This is a genomic window from Streptomyces sp. NPDC001068 (assembly GCF_042897315.1).
In the GTDB taxonomy this organism is placed as follows: Bacteria; Actinomycetota; Actinomycetes; order Streptomycetales; family Streptomycetaceae; genus Streptomyces.
The window spans coordinates 219953-243794 of sequence record NZ_JBIAYD010000009.1 but is presented as its reverse complement, the minus strand read 5'-3'; the positions used below and the strand labels follow the sequence as shown (position 1 = coordinate 243794).

Genomic DNA, 23842 nt, shown 5'->3' with positions numbered 1-23842 from the left:
CTCAGGGCCGCAGGCGGCGTTCGTCCGCCGCGATCAACGACACGATCCTCTCCAGAGGGCGCTTGAGGGACTCCACCTCGCGGTCGGCCGGGCGGGCCAGTGACGCGACGATCGTTCCGCCCGACGGGAGCGGCGCGGGAGCCGCTATGCAGATGCATCCCGGGCGTACCTCGTCGTACTCCGCCGCCACCTGCCCGGCGGCGAGAGCCCGCCAGAGCGAGGCGGCCGGGTGCGCCGCGGCCAGTCGCTGATCCGGCGCGGGCATGAGGGGTGCGAGCAGCGCGCCGTGCCCGCAGTACACGGTGTCCAGCACGCCGTCCGCCATGCGATGCAGGAACACGCTCGCGCCCGTGCCCCGGACCACGGCGTCCAGCCGGGGGCGGGCGGCGGCCGCGAGGGGGGAGGGCCGCCGGCCCGCTCGCACCAGTTCGCCGAAGCCGGGCGCGATCGCCCACCTGTGGTCGTGGCGTGCGACGATCCGCTCCTCGGCCATCTGCTCCAGCAGCCGGTGTGCCGTCGTCTTCGGAATGCCCGCGACCGAGGCGAGTTCGGTGACGCCGAGCGGGCCCGGCGCCTCGCTGAGCGCCCTCACCAGCGCGAACGCGCTGTGCACCACTCCCGCGGGCCGGTCCTGCGCCGCGCCGGGGAGACCCGAACCCGGCCGGACCGCCGGGTCCTCGGCCATGTCACGCTTCTTCCAGCCGTACGGTTCGGCGCCCGGCGTCGGAACGACGTCGGGGTCCGCCGGCTCCTGCTCTCCTACCAGTGTGGCCCGACGGCGCTCTCCAAGCGTCCCGGGGGCGGACGCGGGTCAGGCTTCGAAGGTCTCCGGCCACGGTGACGTCACGGATGCCGGTGCTGTCGTCGAGGGTGTAGGCCGCACCGTGCGAGACGGCCCGCTCAGACGTGGCGCGTCTCGGCGAAGACCTCGCGTGCCGCCATGACGAGCCTGGCCAGGTCGCCGCCGTCCGCCCGGTCCTTCCGCCAGACCAGGACCGTGTTCAGGGACGGCTTGAAATCCGTGAGCGGCAGGACCGTCGTGTTCTCCATCGCGTAGCCGTGCATGGGATTGTCCGGATTGAGGAGGGAGAAATAGAAGGCGATTCCGCTGGATACCAGCTCGGCGATTCCCCCGAAGTCGGAGTCGGTCAGCTTGATGCGCTTTCTGATGCCCCTGGCGGACATCTCGCCGTCGAGCTGGTCGAAGTAGGCGGACCTTATCTCGTGCGGGGCGACGATGAAGGAGAGGTCTGCGAGTTCCGTGAGGGACAGGGATTCCCGTCCGGTGAACTGGTCGGCGGGGACCACGGCCCCCATCCGCTCGGACATGACGTGCACGATCTCCAGCGCGGGATCGCTGACCGGCATCCGGGCCAGCGCCAGCGCCAGCCTGCCCTCGTGCACGCCCTCGACCAGGGCCTTGGTGGTGCCGGGCCACCGCAGGAGTTCGTACCAGGCGGCGGCGCGCTCGGTGAGCTCCGAGACGTGCTCCCGCAGGCAGGGGTGGAGCCCGGCGGGGATGCCCATGAACATCGTGGCGCGCCCCGAGCGAGTCGCCTCCCGCAGCCGCCACGGGATGGAGTTGAACTGCTCCAGCACGTCCCGTGCCAGGGGGAGCAGCGTCTCGCCGGCCGGAGTGAGCGTGACGCTGTGCGTGTCACGCTCGAACAGCCGTTGGTCCAGCTCCCGTTCCAGGTCCCTGATCCGCTGGCTCAGCGGTGACGTGGCCATGTGCAGTCCCCGGGCCGCCGCCGAGAAGTTCAGCTCCTCGGCCACCGCGACAAAATAGCGCAGATGCAACATATCCACGTCTATACGTTAACCCGACCGACGACCGGATCGGGGGCGCTGCCGTCGGGCCCGGGACGCCGGGGCATCGGCGCGGCGCGACACCGCGCACACGGACGGCACCCGTCGCGCGGGCAGCTCGCCGTGCGCGCGGACGCGGTCCGGGATCGGTTGTCCGTCAGCCGGCCGTACCGCGCAGGACGGCCAGGGCCGGGCCGTACATGCCGGCCTTGATGGCGCCGAGGGTGCCGGCGTCCTTGCCCACCTGGGCCCGGGCGATCTCCACCGCGGTCGGGAGCACCGCGTCCTCGGCCACCGCGTGGTCGACGATGCCCGCGCCGGCGGCGTCCGTGCCGCCGTACCGCCGGCCGGTGACCATGGCCTCGTGCGCCGCCGCGGGGGTCAGCCGGGACTGGATGAGTGCAGACATGCCGGGGGTGAAGGGGATCTTGATGTCGGACTCGGGCAGACACCAGAAGCCGCGGTCCGCCCGCATCACCCGGAAGTCGTGCGCGAGGGAGAACATCGCGCCGGCGGCGAAGGTGTGCCCCTGCAGAGCGGCGACGGTGACCATCGGCAGGGCCAGCACCCGGGCGAACAGGGCGTGGACGGTGTCCACGTAGGCCGCGTGCTGGTCGGCGTGGGCGGTGAGCCAGTCCAGGTCCAGGCCGTTGGAGTAGAACTTGCCGGTCGCGGCGGTCACCAGCGCCCGGGGCGCGTCGGCCTTCTCCACCTCGTCCAGGGCCGCGTTGACCGACGCGAGCCAGTCGGGGTGGAAGCGGTTCTCGCCGTCTCCGAGGTCGAGCACGAAGACGGAGTCATGACGGTCGAGGGTGGGCATGTGCACTCCAGGTTGCTGTGTCGGGTGGGGGTGGCTGGAATCGGGTCCGGCGCGGTGCGCCGCGGGGGCCGGAGGCCGGCCCGGACCGACGGGCGGGGCGCCTGACCCGCCCGTACGGTGGCGAAGGCGCGCGGGCCGGGCCGCGACGGCGCGCCGGCCCGGACGGCCGCCGGCCGCCCGGGCCCGGCGGCCGCGCCCGGCGCCGCGCTCGGGGGGCAGATACCGGTGGGTCACCGTCTCCGCTCCGTCGGTCACGTCGTGCCGTCCGGGTCAGGCCGCGCTCGCCTCGGGGGTGTCCGGGATCGTACCCTCGGCACGCAGCCCGGCGATCTCCCCTGGGGCGAAGCCCAGTTCGGCGAGGATCTCGTCGTTGTGCTCGCCGAGATCCGGCGCCCGGCGCGCCGCGACCTTCGGCACGCCACGGAGGTTGACCGGGTTGTTGACGGTGTACTCCAGTCCGGTGACCCCCTGCAGCGGCATGACGATGTCGTTGGCGCGGAGCTGGGGGTCCTGCGCCGCCTCCTCCGGCGTCTGGATGAGGCCGTAGGTGATGCGCTCGCGGGCCAGCGCGTCCTTCCAGTGGCTGAAGGGCCGCGAGCCGAACTCGTCATCGAGCAGGCTGCTCAGCGCGGCGGCGTTCTCCGAGCGCCCCTCGATGTCGGCGAACCGGGGATCCTCGAGCAGCTCGGGGTGTCCGACGGCGCGGGCGAGCCCCGGCCACTGCGGGCCGGAGGTGGCCAGCATGAACCACTGGCCGTCCGCCGTCCGGTAGGGGTTGGTCAGCGCGTTCACCGGCTTGTTCCGGTCGTGCAGCTCGAACGCGGTGCCCTTGGCGAGCGCGCCGGCGACGAGGGTGCCCGTCGCCCACACGCCGGTGGCCAGCAGCGACGTTCCGACGCTGGTGCCCTGCCCGGTGACCGCGCGGCGGTACAGCGCGGTCACGATCGCCCCGTAGATCGCGACGGCCGAGGTGTAGTCGCCGCTGCCCCAGACGGGCACCGTCGGCGGGGCCTCGGCGTCGCGGGTGGAGGCCAGCAGGCCGCTGCGCGACCAGAAGGCGGTCAGGTCGAACCCGGGCTGCCGGGCGTCGGGACCAGCGTCGCCGAAACCGGTGATGTCGGCGTAGACGACCCGCGGGTTCCAGCCCGCGACCTCCTCGTAGCCGAGGTGCAGCTTCTCGCGGGTGCCGTGCGGGAAGTTGGTGATCACCACGTCGGCCCACTCCACGAGCCGCTTCAGGACGCCGACGGCCGTCGGCGACTTGAGGTCGAGGACCATGCCCCGCTTGTTGCGGTTGGCCAGGTGCCACCCGTAGTTGGCCTCCGCACGCGGGCTCGGGGGCACGAAGCTCAGCCTGCGTTGCGGGTCGCCCGCCCCGGGCGGCTCGACCTTGATGACGTCGGCACCGAAGTCGGAGAGCATGGTCGCGGCGGCCGGTCCCGCGATGTAGGTCGACGCGTCCAGGACCTTGAGCCCGGTGAACACGGATGCGGACGCGGATGCCGGTTCGAGTTCGTTGGTCATCGCCGTCAGCCCACGAACGCGCTCTGGCCGGTGATGGCCTTGCCGACGATGAGGGTCTGCATCTGGTGCGTTCCCTCGTAGGAGTAGAGGGCCTCCGCGTCGGAGAAGAACCGCGCGATGTCGTTGTCGAGGAGGATGCCGTTGCCGCCGAAGAGCTCGCGGCTCCAGGCGACGACCTCCCGCATGCGGGCCGCGACGAACTCCTTGGCCAGCGCCGACTGCTCGTCACGGAAGATGCCCTGGTCCTGCAGCCGGGCGAGCTGCACCAGCATGCCCCAGGACGCGGTGATGTTGCCGACGCTCTTCACGAGCAGATCCTGCACCATCTGGAACTTGGCGATCGGGCGCCCGAACGCGACACGCTGCTTGGAGTAGTCCAGGGCGAGTTCGTAGGCGCCGATCATGACGCCCAGAGCCTGCCAGGCCACCCCGCTGCGGGTCTGCCGCAGCACCTCGCCGACGTCCCGGAAACCCTTGATGTTCTTCAGCCGGTTGGCCTCCGGAACCTTCACGTCGGTCAGGGTGATCTCGGCGTTCTGCACGATCCGCAGTGCGATCTTGCCCTCGATCTTGACAGGCTTGAAGCCCGGGGTGCCCTTCTCCACGACGAACGCCTTGACCTTGTTGTCCTCGACGTCCCGCGCGAAGACCACGACGTTGTCGGCGAAGGTGGCGTTGCCTATCCACTTCTTGGCGCCGTTGAGCGTCCAGGTGTCGCCCTCCCGCCTGGCGGTGGTGCGCATGCCGCCGGAGACGTCGGAGCCGCCGTCCGGTTCGGTCAGGGCGAACGCCCCGATCTTGTCCATGGTGGCCATGGCGGGCAGGAACCGGTCCCGCTGCTCCTGGTCGCCACCGTAGTAGATGGAGTAGAAGCCCAGCCCGTTGTGCACGCCGAAGAAGGTGGCGGACGAGGCGTCGACGCGGCCCAGTTCCATCGCCAGCATGCCGCTCAGCAGGTGGCTCACGGCCGGAAGGTGCTCGCCGTAGCCCTCGTAGGCCAGGGCCACCAGGCCGCTGTGGCGGAACTTGTCGATCAGTTCGTCGGGCAGCTCGCCCTTGCCCCAGGACTCGTTGACCAGCGGCTTGACCTCGTCCCGCATGAAGGTGCGGGCCTTGAGCAGAATCTTGTACTCCTCCTCGGACAGCAGCGACTCGTAGTCGTAGAAGTCGGCGGCCAGGCGGTCGTCCACCGGCGTCGCGGGGGTCACGGGGGTGGAGGTCTCGGCGGTCATGTCAGTTCTCCTTCTGGTTGCGGCGGACGTCCGCGAGGGCGGAAAGGACGGCGAGCTGCCCGCGGTCGCGGGCCTCGGCGAGGTCGGCGTACGGCGTACCGGCGTACGCCTTCTCCACGGCCTGGATGACCCGCTCCCGGTCCTGCGGGTCCTGCGAGGGCTCACCCAGGTCCATCTGCGCCATGGTCGAGCCGATGTGTTCGGCGATGTGCCGGTAGCCGCCCGGGCCGCCGCCGAGGTGGCCGCCGAGGAAGGGGCCGACGGTGGCGTAGCGGATGCCCAGCGAGTGGGTGACGACGGTGTCCAGGTCCTCGGGCGTGATGACGCCCTGCTGGACGAGGTAGACGGCCTGCCGGTTGAGCGCGTTCTGCAGCCGGTTCCCGACGAAGCCGGGGACCTCCTGGCGCTCGACGACCGGTGCGCGGCCGACGGAGGTGTAGAAGGCGACCGCCGACTGCACGGCGTCCTCGGTGGTGTGCTCGCCGGGTACCACCTCGACGAGGGGCAGCAGGTGCGGCGGGTTGAAGGGGTGCCCGATGAGCACGCGGCCGGCGTCCTCGATCTCCGTCGTGAAGACGGACGAGGGAATGGCCGACGACGAGCTGAGCAGCAGCGCGTGCCGCGGTGCCTCCCGCACCAGGCGGGCGAACAGCTCCTTCTTGAACTCGACGCGCTCGGGCCCGTTCTCCTGGACGATGTCCGCGTCGCGGACGGCCTCGGTGACGTCGGGGGCGAGGTGCACGCGGTCGGCGAGACCATCGGTGTCCAGGCCCTGGGCGGCCAGGTGCGGCCCGAAGGCGGCCAGCGCCTCGGCGGTCGCCTCCGCCAGGTCGGGGCGGGGATCGCTCACGTGGACGGTCAGTCCGTGCGCGGCGAAAAGCGCCGTCCAGGACAGTCCGATGGTTCCCGCTCCGATGACGGCGGCGGTACGGAACTGGTGTGTCACCGCGTTTCTCCCTTCAGGTAGTCGAAGACCGGCTCGACAGGGGCGAGCGTCAGGTCGGTCAGGATGTGGGTGGCGGAGACGACCTCCAGGACGGGGAGGTCCGCCAGCGGCGCGAGCACGTGGGCGAACAGCTGGAGCCGCGCGGGGCCGGTGTAGGCCTCCTTGACCACCACGTCGGTGATCTCGGTGCGTACCAGCTCCTGGACGCGCAGGTCGCCGCGGTAGCCCGGGACGGTCTTGAGCATGAACGTCGGCGCGGCGATCTCTTCCCTGGCCACGGCCTTGTCCAGCGGGTGGTGCTTGTAGCCCATGGTCGCGGTGGCGACGCGGACGGTTCCGTAGTCGAGGGTGCCGACGAGTGCGGCGCCGTCCACGTACAGCCTCGGCGAGCCCATGACCTTCGGGTAGGCGCTGACCTCGCGTCCGGCCGCGGTCGCCGGGAAGTTGTCGAGGTACATCGCGTGCAGGTACTCGCCGCGCTCGCCGTCGAAGACCACCTGGATGGCCTGGCCGCCCTCGGTGTAGGGACCGAAGCCGGTGACGTCGCCCATCTTCATGATCTCGAAGCGGACCAGCGGATCTTCGATCCGCAGGGGTTCGGGTACCACCGCGCGCAGCGCGTCGGGGTCGGTGCGGTAGAGGATGTTGAGGTACTCGCGGTCCGTGAAGCGGTGGACCGTCGGCGTGTAGGCCGGGCCAGCCAGCGGAGTGGTCAGCTGCCGTCGTACGTCTTCGATCCGCATGTCACTTTCCCGTCCACTGAGGGGCCCGGCGCTCGGCGAAGGCGGTCATGCCCTCCCGCACGTCGGCCGTGGCCATCAGCTTCTTCATCACCGTGCTCTGCGCGGCGAAGGCCTCGCTCTCCGGAGCGCCGTCCGCCGCCCGGACGACCTCCTTGACGGCGGCCAGCGCCAGCGGCGCGTTCGCGGCGAGCCGCTCGGCCAGCAGCAGCGCCTCGGCCACCGCCTGCCCGGCGGGGACGACCTGGTTGACCAGGCCGAGCTCACCCGCCCGGCGGCCGGTCATCGGCTCACCGGTCAGCAGCACACCCATCGCCAGGTGGTACGGGATGCGCCGGGGTAGTCGGATCACACCGCCACCGGCCGCGATCAGCCCCCGCGTGACCTCCGGCAGACCGAAGTGCGCGTCCTGCGACGCCACGATCAGGTCGCAGGCGAGGGCCAGTTCGAAACCGCCGCCCACGGCCCAGCCCTCGACGGCCGCGATCAGCGGCTTCTGCCGGTCGACCTCGGTCACACCGCCGAATCCGCGCCCCGGAACGTCGGGGGACTCGCCCTGCAGCGCCGCCTTCAGATCCATGCCCGCGCTGAAGTTGCCCTCCGAGCCGGTCAGCACACCGGCCCGCAGTTCCGGATCCGATTCCAGCTCGTCCAGGGCACTCGCGAGACCGGCGGCGACCGAGGCGTTGACGGCGTTACGGGCTCGTGGGCGATCGATCGTGATCAGCAGGGTCCTGCCGTCCCGCTGGGTGCGTACGTCGGTGGTGCTCATGGGTTCCCTCTTTCGCGGCGATGGTGCGGCGAAATCGGATCTCGGTGACCCGACCCGCCTGGCTCGTCGTCCTGACAAAGAATCTAGAGAAGACCGACGGAAGATGGAATCATCAAAATAGGAAAGGGGGTGTGACCGTACTAGTCACACCGAATTCAAGGGGGGATTCGCCGATTTATCGAAATGTTTATCGGCGATTTTTCGGAGAGATCGGCGGCAATTCACGCCTGGAATTGTCCCGGGCCCGCTCGGTCCGGTCCCCGACCGGACGTCCGCCGCCACCGCTCCCGTGTCCCGGAAACCGGTGTGCGGGGCGCGCCCGCCCACTGCGATACTGCGCCGATGATCACTCCGCCTGCCGCCGTGCTCGACTCGTTGTCCGGACTCGCCTTCGGCGACGCCTTCGGCGATCGCTGGTTCGGCATCCTGCGCCAGGAGGGCCCGGGAATCCTGGAGGCGCGGACGCTGCCCCCGGAGCCGCTGTGGCGGTGGAGTGACGACACCGCCCAGGCGGTCGTTCTGGTGCGGGAGCTCGCCGAGGGCGGCGGCACCGTCGACCAGGACCGCCTCGCCGCGCGCTTCGCGCAGGCGTACGCCGAGGACACGCACCGCGGTTACGGGGCCTCGATGCACGACGTGCTGCGCCGGATCGGAGCGGGCGAGTCCTGGCGGGACGTGGTCGCCGGACAGTTCGGCGGCCAGGGTTCCTGGGGCAACGGCGCGGCCATGCGGGCCGCACCGCTGGGCGCCTGGCACGCGGCGGATCTCGACACGGCCGCCGAGCAGGCCGCCCGCCAGAGCGTCGTCTCCCACCACCATCCGGAGGCGGTCGCCGGGGCGGTGGCGGTCGCCCTCGCCGCGGCGCTGGCGGCGCGCGGCCGGGGCGGACCCGCCCCGGCCGGCCCCGAGTTCCTCCGGGCCGTCGCCGAACGGCTCCCTGACAGCGACGTCAGGTCGGGCGTGCGGGTGGCGTCCCGGATGCCGGAACGCACCTCGGTCCGGCACGCCGCGGAGGTCCTGGGATCCGGCTACCGGATGTCGGGACCCGACACCGTCCCGTACGCCCTGTGGTGTGCGGCGCGGCACCTCGACGACCTGCACGAGGGCCTGTGGTTCACGGTCGCCGGGCGCGGCGACATCGACACCACCTGCGCCATCGCGGGCGGCGTGATCGCCGCCCGTACGGGCGTCGCCGCACTCCCCGCCGCCTGGCACGCGGCCCGTGAACCGCTGCCCGCGACCACGCCGGGGTGACGACTCACCGCCGTACCGCCCGAAGCCACCGAGGCCGGTAGGCGGTGGCCAGCACGGAGACGGTGACCCCGACGGGCGGGAGGCGGTCGCCGCTCGGGTCCGCACGGCCCGAGAGCCCCGGTGCGTCCGGCGCCACGGCTTCCGGGCGTGCTGCGGGGCCCCGGTAGGACGTGCCGGTTGCCGGTCCCTGCCGGGCGGGGGCTGGCCCCCGGCGTGTCAGTGGCGGTCGGTCAGGCTCTGGGTGCCCAGTACCGAGATCAGGTCCAGTTTCTCGGCGGCCGCCGTGCCCGGCTCGGCCGAGTACACGAGGATGCGCAGGTCGTGCTGTTCGACCCGGAGTTGGTCGCAGTCCAGGGTGACCGGGCCGACCTGCGGATGCTCGATGGTCTTGCGTGACGCCTCCAGCCGGCCGACCACGCCCGCGTCCCACAGCTCCGCGAACCGCTCGCTTCCGGCGCGCAACTCGGTGATCATGCGCTGCAGTTGGCGGTCCGCCGGATAGCGGGCGGCCGTCGAGCGCAGTTCGGCGACCATGCCGGCCTCGAAGTCGCGCCGCTCCTGGGGGGAGTGCCGTACCCGGGTCGGCCGGCCGAGGAAGTTGCGCCACACGCCGTTGCGTTCGAAGCCGCGCAGACCGGACGGATCGCCCATCAGGGCCGCGTACATCGGATTGGTCACCAGCAGTGTCATCGCCGCGTCGGAGACGGCGACGGGAGTACCGGACAGCCGCTCCAGCAGCCGCTGCACGCTGGGGGTGAGATATCCGGGAACCATGTCCGGACCCGGCGGCACCAGACCGGCCAGCCCGAACAGATAGGTCCGCTCGTCCGGGGACAGCCGCAGCGCCCGTGCCAGCGCCTCGACGACCTGCACCGAAGGATTGACGGCCCGGCCCTGTTCGAGGCGGGTGACGTAGTCGACCGAGATGCCGGCGAGCAGCGCCAGTTCCTCGCGCCGCAGGCCCGCCGCGCGCCGCTGCCCACCGGCCGGCAGCCCCGCCGCCCCCGGGGCCGCCCGGTCACGCCAGCGCCGCAGCGCCTGTCCCAGTTCCGTCGCCGTCATGCCCTCCAGTCAACACCGCCGGTCGCGGATGTGCCTGGTACCGCCAGTCCTGGTCTCGGACCGCCCCGGTCGCCGTCACGCGGGTCGGTCGTGGTGATTCGCCGTGGTCGACGGGACTGCCCTCCGCGTGCCGTGAACCGCGGGAATTCGCTGGTCGGAGCCGGGCCCGTGCGGGATGCTGCACGGGTGATCGAGCGAGGAGCCGCCGTTCGGGCTGTGGAAGAACAGTTGGAGCGCGACCATCAGCGGTGGCGGGCGGTGGGGACGGACGCGGTGAGGATGGCCGTGGTCCGGGTCGAGGAGCACGAGTTGGTGTGGCTCGTCTTCTGGCAGTCCGAGGAGTTCGCACGCACCCGGGACTCGCGGCACATGCTGATCGGCAACGGGCCGTACCTGGTCGACCGCGTCGACGGAGGACTGCACCGGATCGGCGTCGTCTCCGCGAGGACCGGAGCATGGGAGAACGACTACCGAACCCGGATACGCGGCTTGCCGGTACGCACCGCGGTGGACGATCTGCACGACGCGCTGCGCGCAGTCGCCGCGACGCGCGGACGCATGCACGCCGCGCGGACACTGCGCCGGAGGCTGCCCGTGCTCACGCCCGCCGAGGCGGTCGAGTACGTGAGCGCGTTGCCGGCCGGTGACATGCCCGCGCGCCTTCTCGCCGTCGTCACCGAGGAACTCGTGGAGCCTCTCGGCCGGGAGATCGCGGTGGAGACCATCGTGAGCGGGGCGGGGGCCCGAGCCGGTCGCGGAGCCGAGGGATGACGGAAGGCCGGCCGCCGTGCCGGTCGCGCCTCCGGTTCCGTTCCCCGGGCCGGGTGCGGCGGCCGGCGGTGGAGGCGCGCGGCCGGTCCGTCAGAGGGCGGGCAGGCCCGCGTGGGCGTCGCGGACCAGGTCGGCGAAGGCGTCGGGGTCCTGGAGCGGGAAGAGATGACTGCCGGGGGCGTGCGCCAGGTGGGCGGGGGTGCCGGCGGCCCGGACGGCCCTGAGGAACGCCCCTTCCTCCAGGCGGAAGGGCAGGTCGCGGCGCCCGTTGACGAACCGGGTCGGGGTCCGCAGCCGGGCGGCGAGGCCCAGGACGTCCACGCGGCGCAGTTCGAGCACGGCCTGGCCGAAGGCGTGTCGGGCGAAGCCGCCGGCGATGACGGCCTCGGCGCACTCGGGGGTGGTGTGCCGGCGGAAGAGGCGCGCGTTCGCGGCGGCACTGCGCTCCTCCCCGCGGCGTTCGTCCAGGCGGGCGGCGGCGGTGTAGGCGAGTGCCTTCAGGCCGCGTGCCCGCGCGGTGGAGCCGCACACCAGCAGCCCGCGCACGAGATCGGGGTGGGCCGCCGCGTGGGCCATGGCGACGAAGCCGCCCAGGGACATGCCGACGACCAGGGGCCGCCGGCCGGTCGCCCGGTACGCCTCGGCGACCGCCGCGTCGAGTTCCCCGACGGCTGCGGCGAGGGTGAACGTCCCGCCGCGCAGGGCGCCGTGACCGGGCAGGTCCGGGGCGCTCACCCGGAAGTCGGGCGTGAGCCGCCGGGCGTGCGGGAGCCACGTGGACGAGGAGACGCGGATGCCGTGCACCATCACCACGGCGGCGGCCGTCCCGCCGCCGAACACCCGCAGGCCGGACCCGGTCATGCGACGCTCCGCGCGTCGCCGTCCGGCTGCCGGGGAGGACGTCCGGTGGCGCGCCGCAGCAGTTCCGTCCCCCGGTCGAGTCGCTCCCGGGCCTGGACGTACTGGGGAGCCCGGAGCGAGCGCGCGGCCCGCTCGGTCACGAAGCAGCTGGGGACGACGGCGGTCGCGCCCATGGAGCGGAGCACCGTACGCAGTGCCTCGTGGAGCAGCACGCCATGGCTGGCCATGTGCCCGGTCGCCAGCGGCAGGACGGCCTTGCCGGCCAGCCCGCGGCGGGGCAGCACGTCGAGGAAGGCCTTGAGCAGGCCGGAGTACGAGGCCTTGTAGACGGGCGTGGCGATGACGAGTCCGTCGGCCGCGGCCAGCAGCCCGGCCGCCGCGGCCAGCCGGGGATGACCGGCGTCGCCGTGCAGCAGGGCCTCCGCGGGCAGGTCCCGTACCGCGAGGTGACGGATCCCGTCGCCGTCGCCCGAGAGGCGGGGCTCGATCTCGGTGAGCAGGAGCCGCTCGGTGCAGGAGTCCGGCGAGACGCTGCCGGACACGGTCAGGAACGTGGGCATGGCGGGTCTCATCTCACGACGACGGACGAGGGAGCGGCTCGGGCACGGGGCGGGCCGCCGGACGGGATGTCAGTTCGTGCTCGTGGGCGCGCCGGTAGCCGCGCCGGTCGTAGAGGTGCGAGCCGAGCAGGCCCAGCAGGACGGAGCCGACGGCGTACGCGCCCATGACCAGCCACGCGGTGGTGAGTCGTGGGCCGCCACCGCCGTAGAACAGCAGGGAGCGGACGCCTTCGACGACATGGCGGGCCGGAAGGAGCCGCCCGAGCGCGTCCAGGTCGGCGGGCAGGGCCTCGGGCGGGATGGCGCCCCCCGACAGCGGGATGCCGATCAGGGTGACGACGAGGAGGGCCAGGATCTGGCCGGGCGCGCCGAACACCGCGAACAGGGCCAGGGTGAGCAGTGTGACCGCGGCGCAGGCCACTGCGCAGAAGACGACCAGCAGGCCGGGGGCCCGGGCGCCGGGTTCGACACCGGCGAGACCCACCTCGGCGACCACCGCTCCGGCGGCGAACCCCATGACGGCGCCGATGGCGGCCTTGGCGAGGAACGTCGAGGAGCGGGCGATCCCGACGATCGGCCGAAGCAGCCGCCGCGGGCCGATCTCCAGGGGGACGTACCCTAGCCGGGCGTCGACGAGCATGGTCAGGAGGCTGGCCGGCAGCAGCCCGGAGATGAGCAGCGCGACGGCGAGGTAGAGCGGGACGGTGCCGCCGGAGGGCGCCGAGCCGGCGGAGGTATCGCGCAGGAGGCCGCCGTCGGCAAGGCCACCATCTACCGGTCGTGGGCCAACAAGGCCGCCCTGGTGCTCGACGCCGTGCGCGTCCAGTTGCCGGAGGTGCCCGTCGCCGACATCGGCGACAGCGAGGAGGAGATCGTCGCCGTGGCCGAGACGCTGGCGGAGATCTACGGGTCGCCCAAGGTCAGGCTGGTCCTGCCGGCACTCGTCTCGGACGCGGCGGCCGATCCCGAACTCGGCCTGCGGCTGCGCGAGGAACTCATCGAGCAGAGCAAGAAGCAGTCGGTCGTGGTACTCGACCGGGCGGTCGACCGCGGCGACCTCCCGCAGGACGCCGACGTCTCCACGGTGTTGGACATGTGGGCCGGACTGATGCTGTTCCGCAGCCTGTTCCACGGCGTCAGCCTCGACAGGCAGTCGGTCCGCAACCTGGTGACCGCCACGCTCGCCTCCCCGCCGCGCACGGCGTCCGAGGACGCGTGAGAACCATGACGTGAACCGCCCCCCGCCCCCGCCCGTCGCCCCCGCCGTACGTCCATGGCACGGGCCCCGCCGGGACGCATGGTTGCCCCGGGCGCCGAGCGGGTCGCGGCGGTCGGGGCCCGCCCCTTTGGCACAGCGCACCCGCGCGGGCGCGCCGCGCGGAGCGGGCTCTCCGCCGGGCCTTACCCGGAAGCATCCGCCGGGCCTTACCCGGACGCATTCGCCGGGCCTTACCCGGAAGCATCCGCCGGGCCTTACCCGGACGCATTCGCCGGGCCTTACCCGGACGCATTCGCCGGGCCTACGCCGGACGCGTCCGACGGGCCGTCGGCGAGCGGACGCCGGGGCATCTCCCCGGGGCCGCCCAGCAGGGGTCAGCCGACCGGCAGTTCGTGGTTCTCCTGCCGGTGCGCGGCGCCGAGCACCGTACGCGCGACGTCCTCCAGTGACGCGAGCAGCGGGTTGGGATCGTCGGCGCGCGTGACAAGCACGACCTCGCAGGGGTCGATGTCGACGACGGGTACCAGGGCGATGTCCTCGCGGGCGGCGGCGCGTCGGTCGCCGGCGGGGAAGACCGCGACGCAGTGACCGGTCGCGACGAGTTCCAGCTTGTCCTCGAAGCTGTCGTCGACCGCGGGCGCGGGTGGTGGCGGCCGGTCGCCGACCGGCTTGGGCGTGCTCCAGAGCACCGGAGTGCTGGCGCAGGCCACCAGTTCCTCGTCCGCCAGGGCCCGCAGGCTGACCTGTGTCCCCTTCGCCAGACGGTGGTTCACCGACGTGACGAGCACCCGCGGCTCGTCACGGAGTTCGGTCACCCGGAAGCCGTCCGCGGACAGGGGGAGGGGCCTGTACGCGAGGAGGGCGTCGACCCGCCCCTCGGCGAGGGCGTTCGTGTCCCGCCAGTCGAGGTGCCGGGTGCGGACCTGCGCCTCGGGATGCCGTCGGCGCAGCTCCTGCGCACACGCGGTGACGACCAGCCCTTCGGCGTGGCCGACCGTGACGCTGTGCGGCCGGACGGCGGCTCTGGCCGTGCGGGCGGCCTGTTCGGCCTCCTGAAGGAGTCTCAGGGCGCCGGGAAGGAAGGCCTGACCGGCGTCGGTGAGGCTGCTGCCCTGCGGCGAGCGGTCGAAGAGCCGGACCCCGACCTGGGCTTCCAGCCGCTGGATCTGGCGGCTCAGCGACGGCTGCGCCAGGTGCAGCCTCGCGGCGGCCCGGCCGAAGTTGCCGTACTCCGCCACGACCGTGAAATAGCGCACGAGCCGCAGATCGACGTCCATTCGCACAGCGTACGTCGCGCGCCGCCATACGCCGGTGACATGACGGCATGCGGAACAGGTCTTGGACACGGTGTGCGGCCGGCCGTTTGGCTGGAGGGCATGACCACTTATGACGGCAAGAAGATCGTGATCACGGGCGGAAGCAGCGGTATCGGCCTGGCCGCGGCCCGGCTGTTCGCGGACGGCGGGGCGCACGTACTGATCACCGGCCGCACCGGCTCCGCCCTCGGCACCGCGTCGGAGCGGTTGGGGAACAGGGCGATCGCCGTCCGCAGCGACGCCGCGTCCCTGGAGGACATCGGAGTGCTTGCCGACACCGTCCAGGAGCGGTTCGGCGCCGTGGACGCGCTGTTCGTCAACGCCGGCGTCACCGCGTCCGCGCCGTTCGGCTCGACGACGGAGGAGATCTACGACGAGGTGTTCGGCGTCAACGCCAAGGGCCCCTACTTCACGGTGCAGGCGTTGGCGCCGCTGCTGCGCGAGGGCAGCGGGGTGGTCCTCACCACGTCCGTGGTGAACGTCCTGGGCCTCGACGCGCTCAGTGTCTACTCCGCGAGCAAGGCGGCACTGCGCTCGATGACGCGCACCCTGGCCCGCGAACTGCTTCCGCGCAGGGTGCGCGTCAACGCGGTGAGTCCCGGCCCGATCGACTCGGGGATCCTGGAGCGCTCCTCGCTGCCCGCCGACGTCGTCGAGGCGACGAAGGACACCTACCGGAGCACCATTCCGATGCAGCGGCTCGGGACACCCGAGGAAGTGGCCAAGGCGGTGGCGTACCTGGCCTTCGACGCGACCTTCTCGACGGGAACGGAGTTCCCCGTCGACGGAGGGGCCTCGCAACTCTGAGGGCTGTCCCGTGATCCCCTGCGGGCGCACGACGACAGCTACGGCACCTCGCAGCGGTGTCGGGCGGCGACCGGCAGCCGGAGGCCGCCGCCTCGACGGAGTGGGCGCCGCTGATTAGGATCATGGGCACGCATCGCGTGTCGGTCACCGGCCGGGTGAGGCATGGAGGTGCCGTGAGGTGCCTTGCGGAGGCATTCCACACATGTCAGTCGAGTTGAACCACACCATCGTCCATGCCCGGGACAACCGGGAGTCGGCCGAGTTCCTGGCGCACGTCCTCGGACTCGAGGTCGGGACCGAGTGGGGCCCGTTCGTTCCCGTGACCACGGGCAACGGCGTCACCCTGGACTTCGCCGCCGTCCCGGTGGAGTCGATCGTCACGCAGCACTACGCGTTCCTGGTCTCCGACGAGGAATTCGACGCGGCCTTCGGCCGTGTCCGGCGGGCCGGCATCACCTACTACGCCGATCCGCGTCTGCAGCGGCCCGGGGAGATGAACCACCTCCACGGCGGCCGCGGCCTGTACTTCATGGATCCGGCCGGGCACGGCATGGAGATCATCACCCGTCCCTACGGCAGCCACGGGCAGACACCGACGGCCTCGTGAGACAGCGGCAGGCCGGGCCGTGCCCGGCCTGCCACCCCGTCGCCCGGCCCAACCGCCCCGATCCTCCGGTGGAGTTCGGCCCGCACCGTACGGCCCCGGGCGGCCGGCCCGTCGCCGGTCACCCCTGCTGCGCCGGATCGGTCCCGTAGAGGGCGGCGGCGGCGACGGCCTGCCGTACGCCGCAGACCTCCTGTTCGTCGGCCGGGGCGGCCCACAGGGGTACCAGGCGGGACGCGGTGGAGGAGGAGTCCATACGCAGGTAGTGGCAGGCACCGTCGATACGCAGGGCGAGGACGTACACGCCGTCGCCGTCGGCCTCGCCGGAGACCGCGCTCACCGTGTCGTCGGCGGTGACCAGCCGCCTGTCCTTCAGGAAGTCCTCGGCGCCCTGCGGGGTGTGGGCGTACCCCTGGGTCGGCACCGGCCGGTACGCGAACGCGCCGGCGGGCTGCCGGGTGAGCAGCACGCCCATCTGCGCCGCGAGGCTGCCCGGGCTGCCGTCGGTCCGGGTGGCCGGACACGTCATGCCGGACCGTTTCACGCTGTACGCACCGACGCCGAAGGCGTAGCGGTAGCAGCGGACGGGATAGGCGCGCGCGTCGACGGTCCCCGTGAGCGGTGGCACCAGCCCCAGCATCACCTCTGCCGTGTGGACGTCGCCGGCCGTCCGATCGCGTTCGGTGCGGGCACCGAGGACCACCCCGCCGTGTGCCTGCACCTGGGCGACGAGCGTGCCCTCGGTGAACCGCCCACCGTAGGTCCCGCCCCCCGAGTAGAACCCCGCGTTCAAGTCGGCACGCAGGTCGGCGGTGATCGCGGCGGCCTGGGCGTCGACAGCGGACGTGTCCGCGGCGTCGATCCTCTGCTGGAGCAGGGTGCCGGCCACTCCCACGGCCCCCGCGACGATCGCGGTCACCGCGAACGCCAGGATCCGTAACCAGGTGCCGCGCTCCCGCGGCCGCCCGGAACCGGATCGCTGCTCCTGCGGATCCGCGGCGACCGGCGCCGTCATGTCCTCCCCCCTCATGACGCCTCGCCGATCACCTTCGTCAGCAACTTGGCGAAGAGGTCCGGCTTGTAGAGGAGGCCGCTGTACTCGGCGGGGATCCGGTACCCGTTGATCTCGGCGGTGGGAGTGCCCGGCCCGTCGTGCCCGTTGTAGTGCCCGGCGGCGGCGAACGCCTTCTCCGAGGAATCCACGAAGCCCCGGTACTTCATGGACTTCACCGCGGTGTCGAAGGACGGGTTCCGCAGCCCCTTCACCGTGCCCGCCAGTTGCAGCAGGCGGGTGTCGGTGAAACCGTCCACCTCCTCCGAGGGCTGGCTCCGGTAGAGGACGGCGTGGTACTCGGCGAACTTCCCCTTCTCCACGGCCGCGCGCAGCGCGTTGACCGCCTTCTTCGACCCGTTCCCTCCGAGCCGCGGGTCCAGGAAGGACGCCATCGTGTACTCGACCTTGACCTCGCGCCGCAGGACCCACTTCGTCAGCACCGGGCCGCCGCCCGAGGTCTCGAACTCCTTGCAGTACGGGCAGCGCGGGTCCTCGTAGAGGTGCACGGTCACGCGCGCCCGAGGGTCCCCCACCATGATGGTGGTGCCGTCCGGTTCCACCTGCTCGGGCACGTCGGCCAACGCGGGGTAACCGGTCCTGGCCGGGGCCTGTCGTCCGCCGCCGGACCCTGCCGTGTGTGGTCCGCCGGATGCCGCCGCGGCCGGATGCCGCGGCCCGCAGCCCACCACGGCCGCACCGAGCACACCTGTCAGCACGGCTGCCGTCAGCCGCGCGCCCCCACGTCTCCATCGCATGATGCCCCCCGGGATCTTGGACGGAAGAGTAGGCCATCCGCCGCAGGCCCGTGCCGGTGGGGTTCTTCCTTCCCGCTCGGCCGCCAGGACCGTCGGCGAGGCCGTCCTGTCATCCCCGGAGCCGGTCAGCCGGTGATCCGGCCGCGAGGGGCTCCGGGGTCGCAGACGGGGTCGCCGCACCGGTCCGACGCCCGCGCCACCCGGCCCGGCGGGCAGGAGAGGTGCGTCGGTGGTACCGGCAGTCCCAGGAAGAAGGGTCTGCTGGCTGTCCCCACGCCCCGGGCGCAGGCTGGACGCATGACGACAACACTGATCACCGGAGCCAACAAGGGCATCGGCTACGAGACCGCCCGCCGGCTCGTCGCCGCGGGCCACACCGTGTACATCGGCGCCCGGGACGCCGAGCGGGGCCGGCGCGCCGCCGAGGAACTGGGCGCGCGGTTCGTCCTCCTCGACGTCACCGACGACGCCTCGGTCGATGCCGCGGCCAAGTCGATCGACGCGGACGGCGGACTGGACGTCCTGGTCAACAACGCCGGCATCGAGACCCGTACGGCGGACAACGGTGTGCCGACCGCCGAGACCGTGACCGCCGACCAGATGCGGAACACCTTCGAGACCAACGTCTTCGGCGTGGTCCGCGTGCTGCACGCCTTCCTGCCGCTGCTGCGGCGCTCGGCGGCACCCGTCGTGGTCAACGTCAGCAGCGGTCTGGCCTCGCTGACGGCCCTCTCCGACCCCGGCCACCCCGCCCACTTCTATCCGGGCATCGCCTACCCGACCTCCAAGACGGCCGTGAACATGCTCACCGTGCAGTTCGCGAAGGCGTTCCCGGACATGCGCATCAACTCCGTCGAGCCCGGGTTCACCAGGACCGACCTGAACGGCAACACGGGGACGCAGACGGTGGCGGAGGGTGCCGAGATCATCGTCCGCATGGCACAGCTAGGCCAGGACGGACCGACCGGTGGTTTCTTCGACGTCAACGGCCCGCTGTCCTGGTGACGCCCGCCTGAACCGGCGGGGCGGCCCGGGGGGTTCACCCCGGATGCGGCAACCCACCGACCGGGCGAGCCGTCCGTCCCTGCGCCCGCCGAGGCCCGCGTCGCAACGGACGCGGGCCGTGGGCGGGGCCGTGGGCCGGGCCCATGGGCCGTGAGCCTGGAGGAAGCTTTCTTCAGGACTCGCGGCTGGGATCGCACAACACCATGACCGCGCGGGCGACGAGTTCGCCGGCGCCGCCGAGTTCCCGGCGGTAGCGGCCCGTGACACCACGTACGGTCTCCGCGAAGGCCGGGTCGGCGGCGCGGGCGCGGGCTGGGGGAGCGAGCTCCTGGGCCATCGCCCGGCGCCGGGCGAGAAGAGCGATGATCTGCTCGTCGAGGCGGTCGAGCGAGGCCAGTGACAGATCCGCCGGCGCATCGGCAGCGGGGTTGGTCGTCACGAGAGATCTCCGTTCTCCGAGGACGGGCACCCCGGGGTCCCCGGCCGTGTTTCCCGTCCGTCCGTCGTCGCGGTCGGTCCTCCAACACCTTGCCCAAGGCGTTCGCCGACAACTCCTCACGGAACCCCGTGGATCACGGCGCGCGGCGACGGCACCGTCCCACGGGTCACGCCCGACCGGCGGTGCCTCCTCCGGCAGCGCTCCGGAGAAGTCGGCGAAAAGGCCGCCTCGGCGTGGTCGAGGAGAGTGCCTGTCCGGCCCGTGACGGGCGGCTGGGCGGGCGTGGGGCCGGGGTCCGGAGCGGGGGCCCTTCCGCCCGCTCCGACGGCGCCCCGAGCCCGTACCGGCTGTCGCCGAGAACCGGCTGACCTGGCCTTCCGTGCGCCGTGTGCCTATCGTCGGTGCCGGTCGAAAGGGGGGCCGGATGGACCGGACCGTACGCACCGTCGAGGACGTTCTCGCACTCCTGGACGGGCTCTTCGCAGCTGGATCCGAGGCAGACCGCCCGGTGACGGGAAACGGCAAGGACTTCTGGGACCCCTTCTACGCCGACCGGTCCCGCCCGGTGCCGTTCTTCACCTCGAAGCCGGACGAGAACCTGGCCGCCTGCCTCCGCCGGGGCCTGATTCCTTCCGGCCGCGTCCTGGACCTGGGGTGCGGGGCGGGCCGCAACGCCGTCTACCTCGCGTCGCACGGCTTCGAGGTGGACGCCGTCGATCTCTCGCACACCGCCGTCGCCTGGGGCGAGGACCGCGCGCGCGAGGCCTCCGTCGACGTGCGGTTCCTGTGCGGCGACGTCTTCGCCCTGCCCGCCGCCGAGTTGGCCGGCCCGTACGACCTGGTCGTCGACTCGGGATGCTTCCACCACCTGCCGCCGCACCGCCGCGTCAGCTACCTGGCCCTTCTCGACCGTGTCCTCGCCCCCGGCGGCCACCTGGCGCTCACCTGCTTCGCCGCCGGCGAGGCCGGCACGGGTTCGGAACTCGCCGACGCCGACCTCTACCGGGAGCGTGAACTGCGGGGCGGACTCGCCTACACACCCGAATCGCTGCGCTGGATCTTCTCCGACCTGGCGGAGGTCGAACTGCGCCGCATGCGCGAAGAGCCTCCGGACTCCGCGCTGTTCGGCGTCACATTCCTGTGGACGGCGCTGTTCCGACGGGGGGCGCCCGCGTCGGGGGGCGCCCGCCCCGTTCACGGCCGCGGGTAGCCCGACCGGTACGCCTCCGGCCGGCCCCGGCGGTGTTCCCGCCCCTGCCGTCGGTGCGTCAGCCGAGGCAGATGACCAGCAGGCAGATCTCCGAGGGCGAGGACGGGCTCGCGGTGGGGGCGGGACTGGCCGTGGCCGCCGGTGCGGTGTCGCCGGCGCCGGTGGTGGGCGTGGCCGCCGGTTGCGACGCGGGTGTGGTGGCTTCGCCGGACGCCGTGGTCGCGGACGGGGCCACGGACTGGGACTGGGCCGCGGACGACGACGCCTTGGACGGCAGCGACGTGAGGGGGAGCCGACGGGACGCCGGGGTGGCGCGGAGGGAGCCGACGGTCTGCTCGTGCGGTGCGTTCGAGGTGGCCGCGGACCGGGCGGAGGGGGAGGTGTCGGGGGCCCGGTGACGGCCCGTCGGTGCCGACGCCGACGGTGTGGGCAGCGTGGCCTCCACGTCCGCGACCCCCATCGTCGTGGTGTTCGGGGCGCCGGCGGCCTGCGTCCGGTCCGTGGACTGCCGGTCCAGCGAGGCGACGGTCAGACCGCCGCCCACCAGGGCGACCGCGGTGGCCACCAGGGCCCGCCGCTGGGTCTTCCTCCAGCGGGCCCGCTGACGGCGCCGGGCCGCCCGGCCGGTCGGTGCGGCCGACCCGGTGGGGGAGCCGTCGTACGGCGTCTCGGCCGCCCCTCGGCCGTGGGCGGTGTCCGCCGGGGCCGCCGGGTCTGCCGTGCCGTCGTGCCGGGGGGTGTCCGCCGGAGCCCGCCAGGGCGTCACGACCGCGCGGCGCGCGGTGTCCGGGACGTAGGCGCCGCAACCGGGGCACGCCAGGGCACCGTTGAGGTGCCGACGGCACGAGGAGCAGTAGTCCATCGGAGGTCTTCCTGACTCGACTGCGCCAGCGGCGTCCTCGGCCGTGGCCTGATCTCGATCACGTGTGTGATCGAACGGCCTGAACGGTAGCGAGGCTTTGGCCGGGCAATGTGCAGCCTGTGTGCGGTTTCTGCGCAGATGCCACACGTCGACACGGCCAGGCACGCTGAGTCACGGCCGTACGCTGTCCTGGCCGGTTCGAGCCGTCCCCTCCGCGGGCCGGTGTCCCCAGGCGGTCAGCATGCCGGCGGACAGCGCGGCGCACTCGTCGGAATCCAGGTAGCGCACCGCCGCGTCGACGGCCGCGTCGTCGACCAGGCCGGTGGCGAGCATCGCCGCCCGGCTCCGCTCCCAGGTGTCCGCCCAGAACCGGCTGACGGGACTGCCCGGCAGCAGCGGAGGCACGTGGATCTCGGCGGCGACGGACACCAGCCCCGCCCCGCGCAGCAACTGTGGAAGGGACGGCACCCAGGAGACGTCGGTACCGATCGTCGCCCGCAGCCCCTGCCACATCGCGCGCATCGCGATCGTGTACGGCGTGTCGGGTGTCCGGTCGCTCGTCAGGTCGACCGCGTCGCTCAGCACCAGCACCCCGCCGGGCTCCACCAGCCCGGCCAGTTCGGTGATCAGCCGGTCGTGCTCGGCCAGGTGCATCAGCACGAAGCGCGCGTGGACGAGCCGGAACCGGCCGGGGACCGCGTCCGCCGCGGCCGTGATGTCGGCCTCCAGGACGTCGAGTCCGGGACGTTCGGTGAGGAACCGCACGTCCCGGTCCAAGGCGAGCACGCTCTCCACCCCGGCCTCGTCCAGGAGCCTGCGCGAGACCGTGCCGGTGCCGGCACCCACGTCCAGGCAACGCCAGCCCGGGCCTACGCCGAGCGCCCGCAACCGGGCCATCGTGATGTCGTCGTAGACCAGGGTGCCGACGTCGATGCGTGCCCCCTCGCCCGGCTGGTCGGGCCGGAAGACGGTCTCGCCGTAGCGCCCCTCGCCCGCGGCGCCGGTCATCGTGCCGCCGGGCTGCCGCCGGAGCGGTTGACGAAGCGGCCGTCGCGGCGGCCGGGGTCGCCGCGCCGGAGCGGCGGGGTGTCGGAGATGTTCATGAACAGGCCTCAGCACGTGGGGGTGCGGCCCGTCCCGAGGCGGCCGCACCACCGATCCTGCACCGGGCTCCGTCCGCAGGCCCGAGGCGCGCCGTGGCCGACCCGATCGGCCTCACCCGTCGTGGGCGGTGGTGACCGGGCGCCGTACAGTGCCGATGGTCCTCACCTTCCGCACGCCGAGCAGGAGTTACGACGATGACGCAACCGACCGGCAGCCCCGACGCACCCCGGTACGGCTTCGTGGGGCTCGGCGTGATGGGTCAGCCCATGGCGCTCAATCTCGCCCGTGCCGGTACCCCGCTCGTCGTGTGGAACCGGACCGCCGACCGCGCCGAGGCGCTGCGCGCGGCCGGGGCGCGGGTCGCGGCGGGCGTCGAGGAGGTCTTCGCACGCGCGCGTGTCGTGTTCGTCATGCTCCTCGACGAGGGGGTGACGGACTCGGTCCTGGGCCGGGGCGGGCCGGAGTTCGGGAAGCTGGTGGCCGGCCGTGTCGTGGTGTCGATGGGCTCGACGGCACCGGAGTACGCGCGCGGGCTCGCCGCGGACGTCCACGCGGCCGGCGGCCGGTTCGTGGAGGCCCCGGTGTCCGGATCGCGCAAGCCCGCCGAGGCGGGCCAACTGGTCGCGATGCTCGGCGGCGACCGGGACACGGTGGAAGAGGTACGACCGCTGCTCGCGCCGATGTGCCGCGAGACCGTCCACTGCGGCGGGGCCGGAACCGGTCTCCTGATGAAACTGGCCGTCAACCTCTACCTGAACACGACCGTCGCGGCGCTGGCCGAGGCCGTGCACTTCGCCCAGCGGCAGGACCTGGACCTGGAGACCTTCCGGGCCGTGGTGGAGTCCGGGCAGCTCGGCAGCGGCGTGACCCGGGTGAAGGTCCCGATGCTCGCCGGGCACGACTTCACCGTGCAGGCCGCGACCTCGGACGCCTACGCCAGCACCCGGCTGATCGCGGACGCGGCCCGCGCGGCCGGCATCGCCACCCCGCTGCTCGACCTGAGCAGCGACCTGTACGGCGAGAGCGTGCGGATGGGCAACGGACGCCTCGACATGTCGTCGGTGCTCACCGCGCTCGAGGCCCGCACGGACGGCACCCCGGAGACGGCCTAGGCTG

The 23842-nt window shown here is 72.8% G+C and carries 26 protein-coding genes; 8 read left to right on the top strand and 18 right to left on the bottom strand.

Going from position 1 to position 23842, the window contains the following annotated elements:
- Window position 1: 1 nt before the first annotated feature.
- From ACFY3I_RS25665 to ACFY3I_RS25630, 8 genes are all read right to left on the bottom strand, one after another.
- On the bottom strand, window positions 2-685 hold the full coding sequence (locus ACFY3I_RS25665) for a helix-turn-helix domain-containing protein (RefSeq protein ID WP_390863004.1): 684 nt from the start codon (window positions 683-685) through the stop codon (window positions 2-4).
- A 215-nt stretch (window positions 686-900) separates the two neighbouring features.
- Window positions 901-1803 carry a LysR family transcriptional regulator gene (locus tag ACFY3I_RS25660; protein WP_390863326.1) on the bottom strand — a complete coding sequence of 301 codons (903 nt, stop codon included), beginning with the start codon at window positions 1801-1803 and terminating at the stop codon, window positions 901-903.
- A 163-nt stretch (window positions 1804-1966) separates the two neighbouring features.
- A complete protein-coding gene (locus tag ACFY3I_RS25655) occupies window positions 1967-2629 on the bottom strand; it encodes an enoyl-CoA hydratase-related protein (RefSeq protein WP_365287467.1) in 663 nt (220 codons plus the stop codon).
- 270 nt (window positions 2630-2899) lie between these two features.
- Window positions 2900-4153 (bottom strand): CaiB/BaiF CoA transferase family protein, encoded by a 1254-nt coding sequence (locus ACFY3I_RS25650; RefSeq protein ID WP_390863002.1) that lies wholly within the window; start codon window positions 4151-4153, stop codon window positions 2900-2902.
- 5 nt (window positions 4154-4158) lie between these two features.
- The gene (locus tag ACFY3I_RS25645) at window positions 4159-5385 is read right to left on the bottom strand and encodes an acyl-CoA dehydrogenase family protein (RefSeq protein ID WP_390863000.1); all 1227 of its coding nucleotides are present in this window, start codon (window positions 5383-5385) and stop codon (window positions 4159-4161) included.
- A 1-nt stretch (window position 5386) separates the two neighbouring features.
- Window positions 5387-6331, bottom strand: coding sequence for a 3-hydroxyacyl-CoA dehydrogenase NAD-binding domain-containing protein (locus ACFY3I_RS25640; protein WP_390862998.1), 945 nt, complete (start codon window positions 6329-6331; stop codon window positions 5387-5389).
- On the bottom strand, window positions 6328-7074 hold the full coding sequence (locus tag ACFY3I_RS25635) for an acetoacetate decarboxylase (RefSeq protein WP_365287475.1): 747 nt from the start codon (window positions 7072-7074) through the stop codon (window positions 6328-6330). Before ACFY3I_RS25635 ends, ACFY3I_RS25640 begins: the two co-directional genes overlap by 4 nt.
- Window position 7075: 1 nt before the next feature.
- Window positions 7076-7843 carry a crotonase/enoyl-CoA hydratase family protein gene (locus ACFY3I_RS25630; RefSeq protein ID WP_390862996.1) on the bottom strand — a complete coding sequence of 256 codons (768 nt, stop codon included), beginning with the start codon at window positions 7841-7843 and terminating at the stop codon, window positions 7076-7078.
- A 342-nt stretch (window positions 7844-8185) separates the two neighbouring features.
- Here ACFY3I_RS25630 and ACFY3I_RS25625 point away from each other — a divergent pair, with 342 nt between their 5' ends.
- Complete coding sequence (locus tag ACFY3I_RS25625; protein WP_390862994.1) at window positions 8186-9097, top strand: ADP-ribosylglycohydrolase family protein; 912 nt, start codon at window positions 8186-8188, stop codon at window positions 9095-9097.
- A 216-nt stretch (window positions 9098-9313) separates the two neighbouring features.
- Here the strand turns inward: ACFY3I_RS25625 and ACFY3I_RS25620 are convergent, their stop codons facing one another.
- Window positions 9314-10159 carry a helix-turn-helix domain-containing protein gene (locus tag ACFY3I_RS25620; RefSeq protein ID WP_390862992.1) on the bottom strand — a complete coding sequence of 282 codons (846 nt, stop codon included), beginning with the start codon at window positions 10157-10159 and terminating at the stop codon, window positions 9314-9316.
- 186 nt (window positions 10160-10345) lie between these two features.
- Between ACFY3I_RS25620 and ACFY3I_RS25615 the strand changes: the two genes are divergently transcribed.
- Window positions 10346-10930 carry a YrhB domain-containing protein gene (locus tag ACFY3I_RS25615; protein WP_390862990.1) on the top strand — a complete coding sequence of 195 codons (585 nt, stop codon included), beginning with the start codon at window positions 10346-10348 and terminating at the stop codon, window positions 10928-10930.
- A gap of 90 nt (window positions 10931-11020) precedes the next feature.
- Here the strand turns inward: ACFY3I_RS25615 and ACFY3I_RS25610 are convergent, their stop codons facing one another.
- From ACFY3I_RS25610 to ACFY3I_RS25600, 3 genes are read right to left on the bottom strand one after another with little or no spacing between them, the layout of a single operon-like run.
- The gene (locus tag ACFY3I_RS25610) at window positions 11021-11791 is read right to left on the bottom strand and encodes an alpha/beta fold hydrolase (protein ID WP_390862988.1); all 771 of its coding nucleotides are present in this window, start codon (window positions 11789-11791) and stop codon (window positions 11021-11023) included.
- Complete coding sequence (locus tag ACFY3I_RS25605; RefSeq protein WP_390862986.1) at window positions 11788-12351, bottom strand: NAD(P)H-dependent oxidoreductase; 564 nt, start codon at window positions 12349-12351, stop codon at window positions 11788-11790. Before ACFY3I_RS25605 ends, ACFY3I_RS25610 begins: the two co-directional genes overlap by 4 nt.
- 13 nt (window positions 12352-12364) lie before the next feature.
- Complete coding sequence (locus ACFY3I_RS25600) at window positions 12365-12991, bottom strand: ABC transporter permease (protein WP_390862984.1); 627 nt, start codon at window positions 12989-12991, stop codon at window positions 12365-12367.
- A 162-nt stretch (window positions 12992-13153) separates the two neighbouring features.
- Here ACFY3I_RS25600 and ACFY3I_RS25595 point away from each other — a divergent pair, with 162 nt between their 5' ends.
- Window positions 13154-13570 carry a TetR-like C-terminal domain-containing protein gene (locus ACFY3I_RS25595; protein WP_390862982.1) on the top strand — a complete coding sequence of 139 codons (417 nt, stop codon included), beginning with the start codon at window positions 13154-13156 and terminating at the stop codon, window positions 13568-13570.
- Between the two features lie 374 nt (window positions 13571-13944).
- Here the strand turns inward: ACFY3I_RS25595 and ACFY3I_RS25590 are convergent, their stop codons facing one another.
- Window positions 13945-14847 carry a LysR family transcriptional regulator gene (locus ACFY3I_RS25590; RefSeq protein ID WP_390862980.1) on the bottom strand — a complete coding sequence of 301 codons (903 nt, stop codon included), beginning with the start codon at window positions 14845-14847 and terminating at the stop codon, window positions 13945-13947.
- 99 nt (window positions 14848-14946) lie between these two features.
- On the opposite strand from ACFY3I_RS25590, the gene ACFY3I_RS25585 reads away from it, so the two are divergent.
- On the top strand, window positions 14947-15693 hold the full coding sequence (locus ACFY3I_RS25585; RefSeq protein WP_390862978.1) for an SDR family oxidoreductase: 747 nt from the start codon (window positions 14947-14949) through the stop codon (window positions 15691-15693).
- A gap of 202 nt (window positions 15694-15895) precedes the next feature.
- Window positions 15896-16300, top strand: coding sequence for a VOC family protein (locus tag ACFY3I_RS25580; RefSeq protein ID WP_390862976.1), 405 nt, complete (start codon window positions 15896-15898; stop codon window positions 16298-16300).
- 118 nt (window positions 16301-16418) lie between these two features.
- Here the strand turns inward: ACFY3I_RS25580 and ACFY3I_RS25575 are convergent, their stop codons facing one another.
- A complete protein-coding gene (locus ACFY3I_RS25575; protein ID WP_390862974.1) occupies window positions 16419-17312 on the bottom strand; it encodes a hypothetical protein in 894 nt (297 codons plus the stop codon).
- An 11-nt stretch (window positions 17313-17323) separates the two neighbouring features.
- The gene (locus ACFY3I_RS25570; RefSeq protein ID WP_390862972.1) at window positions 17324-17923 is read right to left on the bottom strand and encodes a DsbA family protein; all 600 of its coding nucleotides are present in this window, start codon (window positions 17921-17923) and stop codon (window positions 17324-17326) included.
- A gap of 480 nt (window positions 17924-18403) precedes the next feature.
- On the opposite strand from ACFY3I_RS25570, the gene ACFY3I_RS25565 reads away from it, so the two are divergent.
- Window positions 18404-19111 carry an SDR family oxidoreductase gene (locus tag ACFY3I_RS25565; RefSeq protein ID WP_390862970.1) on the top strand — a complete coding sequence of 236 codons (708 nt, stop codon included), beginning with the start codon at window positions 18404-18406 and terminating at the stop codon, window positions 19109-19111.
- Window positions 19112-19283: 172 nt separating this feature from the next.
- Here ACFY3I_RS25565 and ACFY3I_RS25560 read toward each other — a convergent pair whose 3' ends face one another.
- Window positions 19284-19550 (bottom strand): hypothetical protein, encoded by a 267-nt coding sequence (locus ACFY3I_RS25560; protein ID WP_365287535.1) that lies wholly within the window; start codon window positions 19548-19550, stop codon window positions 19284-19286.
- 424 nt (window positions 19551-19974) lie between these two features.
- Between ACFY3I_RS25560 and ACFY3I_RS25555 the strand changes: the two genes are divergently transcribed.
- Window positions 19975-20760, top strand: coding sequence for an SAM-dependent methyltransferase (locus ACFY3I_RS25555; RefSeq protein WP_390862968.1), 786 nt, complete (start codon window positions 19975-19977; stop codon window positions 20758-20760).
- 58 nt (window positions 20761-20818) lie between these two features.
- On the opposite strand, the gene ACFY3I_RS25550 is transcribed toward ACFY3I_RS25555, so the two are convergent.
- Together ACFY3I_RS25550 and ACFY3I_RS25545 are read right to left on the bottom strand one after the other, a co-directional pair.
- Entirely contained in the window at window positions 20819-21622 is an 804-nt protein-coding gene (locus tag ACFY3I_RS25550) for a hypothetical protein (protein WP_390862966.1), read from the bottom strand.
- Between the two features lie 171 nt (window positions 21623-21793).
- On the bottom strand, window positions 21794-22630 hold the full coding sequence (locus tag ACFY3I_RS25545; RefSeq protein ID WP_390862964.1) for a class I SAM-dependent methyltransferase: 837 nt from the start codon (window positions 22628-22630) through the stop codon (window positions 21794-21796).
- Window positions 22631-22920: 290 nt separating this feature from the next.
- On the opposite strand from ACFY3I_RS25545, the gene ACFY3I_RS25540 reads away from it, so the two are divergent.
- Window positions 22921-23838, top strand: a complete 918-nt coding sequence (locus tag ACFY3I_RS25540; RefSeq protein WP_390862962.1) for an NAD(P)-dependent oxidoreductase — start codon at window positions 22921-22923, stop codon at window positions 23836-23838.
- The last annotated feature ends 4 nt before the right edge of the window (window positions 23839-23842 follow it).

Coding starts and splice junctions, on each gene's coding strand:
- ACFY3I_RS25665 (WP_390863004.1), bottom strand. CDS start 685: ATGGCCGAGGACCCGGCGGTCCGGCCGGGTTCGGGTCTCCCCGGCGCG.
- ACFY3I_RS25660 (WP_390863326.1), bottom strand. CDS start 1,803: ATGTTGCATCTGCGCTATTTTGTCGCGGTGGCCGAGGAGCTGAACTTC.
- ACFY3I_RS25655 (WP_365287467.1), bottom strand. CDS start 2,629: ATGCCCACCCTCGACCGTCATGACTCCGTCTTCGTGCTCGACCTCGGA.
- ACFY3I_RS25650 (WP_390863002.1), bottom strand. CDS start 4,153: ATGACCAACGAACTCGAACCGGCATCCGCGTCCGCATCCGTGTTCACC.
- ACFY3I_RS25645 (WP_390863000.1), bottom strand. CDS start 5,385: ATGACCGCCGAGACCTCCACCCCCGTGACCCCCGCGACGCCGGTGGAC.
- ACFY3I_RS25635 (WP_365287475.1), bottom strand. CDS start 7,074: ATGCGGATCGAAGACGTACGACGGCAGCTGACCACTCCGCTGGCTGGC.
- ACFY3I_RS25630 (WP_390862996.1), bottom strand. CDS start 7,843: ATGAGCACCACCGACGTACGCACCCAGCGGGACGGCAGGACCCTGCTG.
- ACFY3I_RS25625 (WP_390862994.1), top strand. CDS start 8,186: ATGATCACTCCGCCTGCCGCCGTGCTCGACTCGTTGTCCGGACTCGCC.
- ACFY3I_RS25620 (WP_390862992.1), bottom strand. CDS start 10,159: ATGACGGCGACGGAACTGGGACAGGCGCTGCGGCGCTGGCGTGACCGG.
- ACFY3I_RS25610 (WP_390862988.1), bottom strand. CDS start 11,791: ATGACCGGGTCCGGCCTGCGGGTGTTCGGCGGCGGGACGGCCGCCGCC.
- ACFY3I_RS25605 (WP_390862986.1), bottom strand. CDS start 12,351: ATGCCCACGTTCCTGACCGTGTCCGGCAGCGTCTCGCCGGACTCCTGC.
- ACFY3I_RS25600 (WP_390862984.1), bottom strand. CDS start 12,991: ATGCTCGTCGACGCCCGGCTAGGGTACGTCCCCCTGGAGATCGGCCCG.
- ACFY3I_RS25590 (WP_390862980.1), bottom strand. CDS start 14,847: ATGGACGTCGATCTGCGGCTCGTGCGCTATTTCACGGTCGTGGCGGAG.
- ACFY3I_RS25585 (WP_390862978.1), top strand. CDS start 14,947: ATGACCACTTATGACGGCAAGAAGATCGTGATCACGGGCGGAAGCAGC.
- ACFY3I_RS25580 (WP_390862976.1), top strand. CDS start 15,896: ATGTCAGTCGAGTTGAACCACACCATCGTCCATGCCCGGGACAACCGG.
- ACFY3I_RS25575 (WP_390862974.1), bottom strand. CDS start 17,312: ATGACGGCGCCGGTCGCCGCGGATCCGCAGGAGCAGCGATCCGGTTCC.
- ACFY3I_RS25565 (WP_390862970.1), top strand. CDS start 18,404: ATGACGACAACACTGATCACCGGAGCCAACAAGGGCATCGGCTACGAG.
- ACFY3I_RS25555 (WP_390862968.1), top strand. CDS start 19,975: ATGGACCGGACCGTACGCACCGTCGAGGACGTTCTCGCACTCCTGGAC.
- ACFY3I_RS25550 (WP_390862966.1), bottom strand. CDS start 21,622: ATGGACTACTGCTCCTCGTGCCGTCGGCACCTCAACGGTGCCCTGGCG.
- ACFY3I_RS25545 (WP_390862964.1), bottom strand. CDS start 22,630: ATGACCGGCGCCGCGGGCGAGGGGCGCTACGGCGAGACCGTCTTCCGG.
- ACFY3I_RS25540 (WP_390862962.1), top strand. CDS start 22,921: ATGACGCAACCGACCGGCAGCCCCGACGCACCCCGGTACGGCTTCGTG.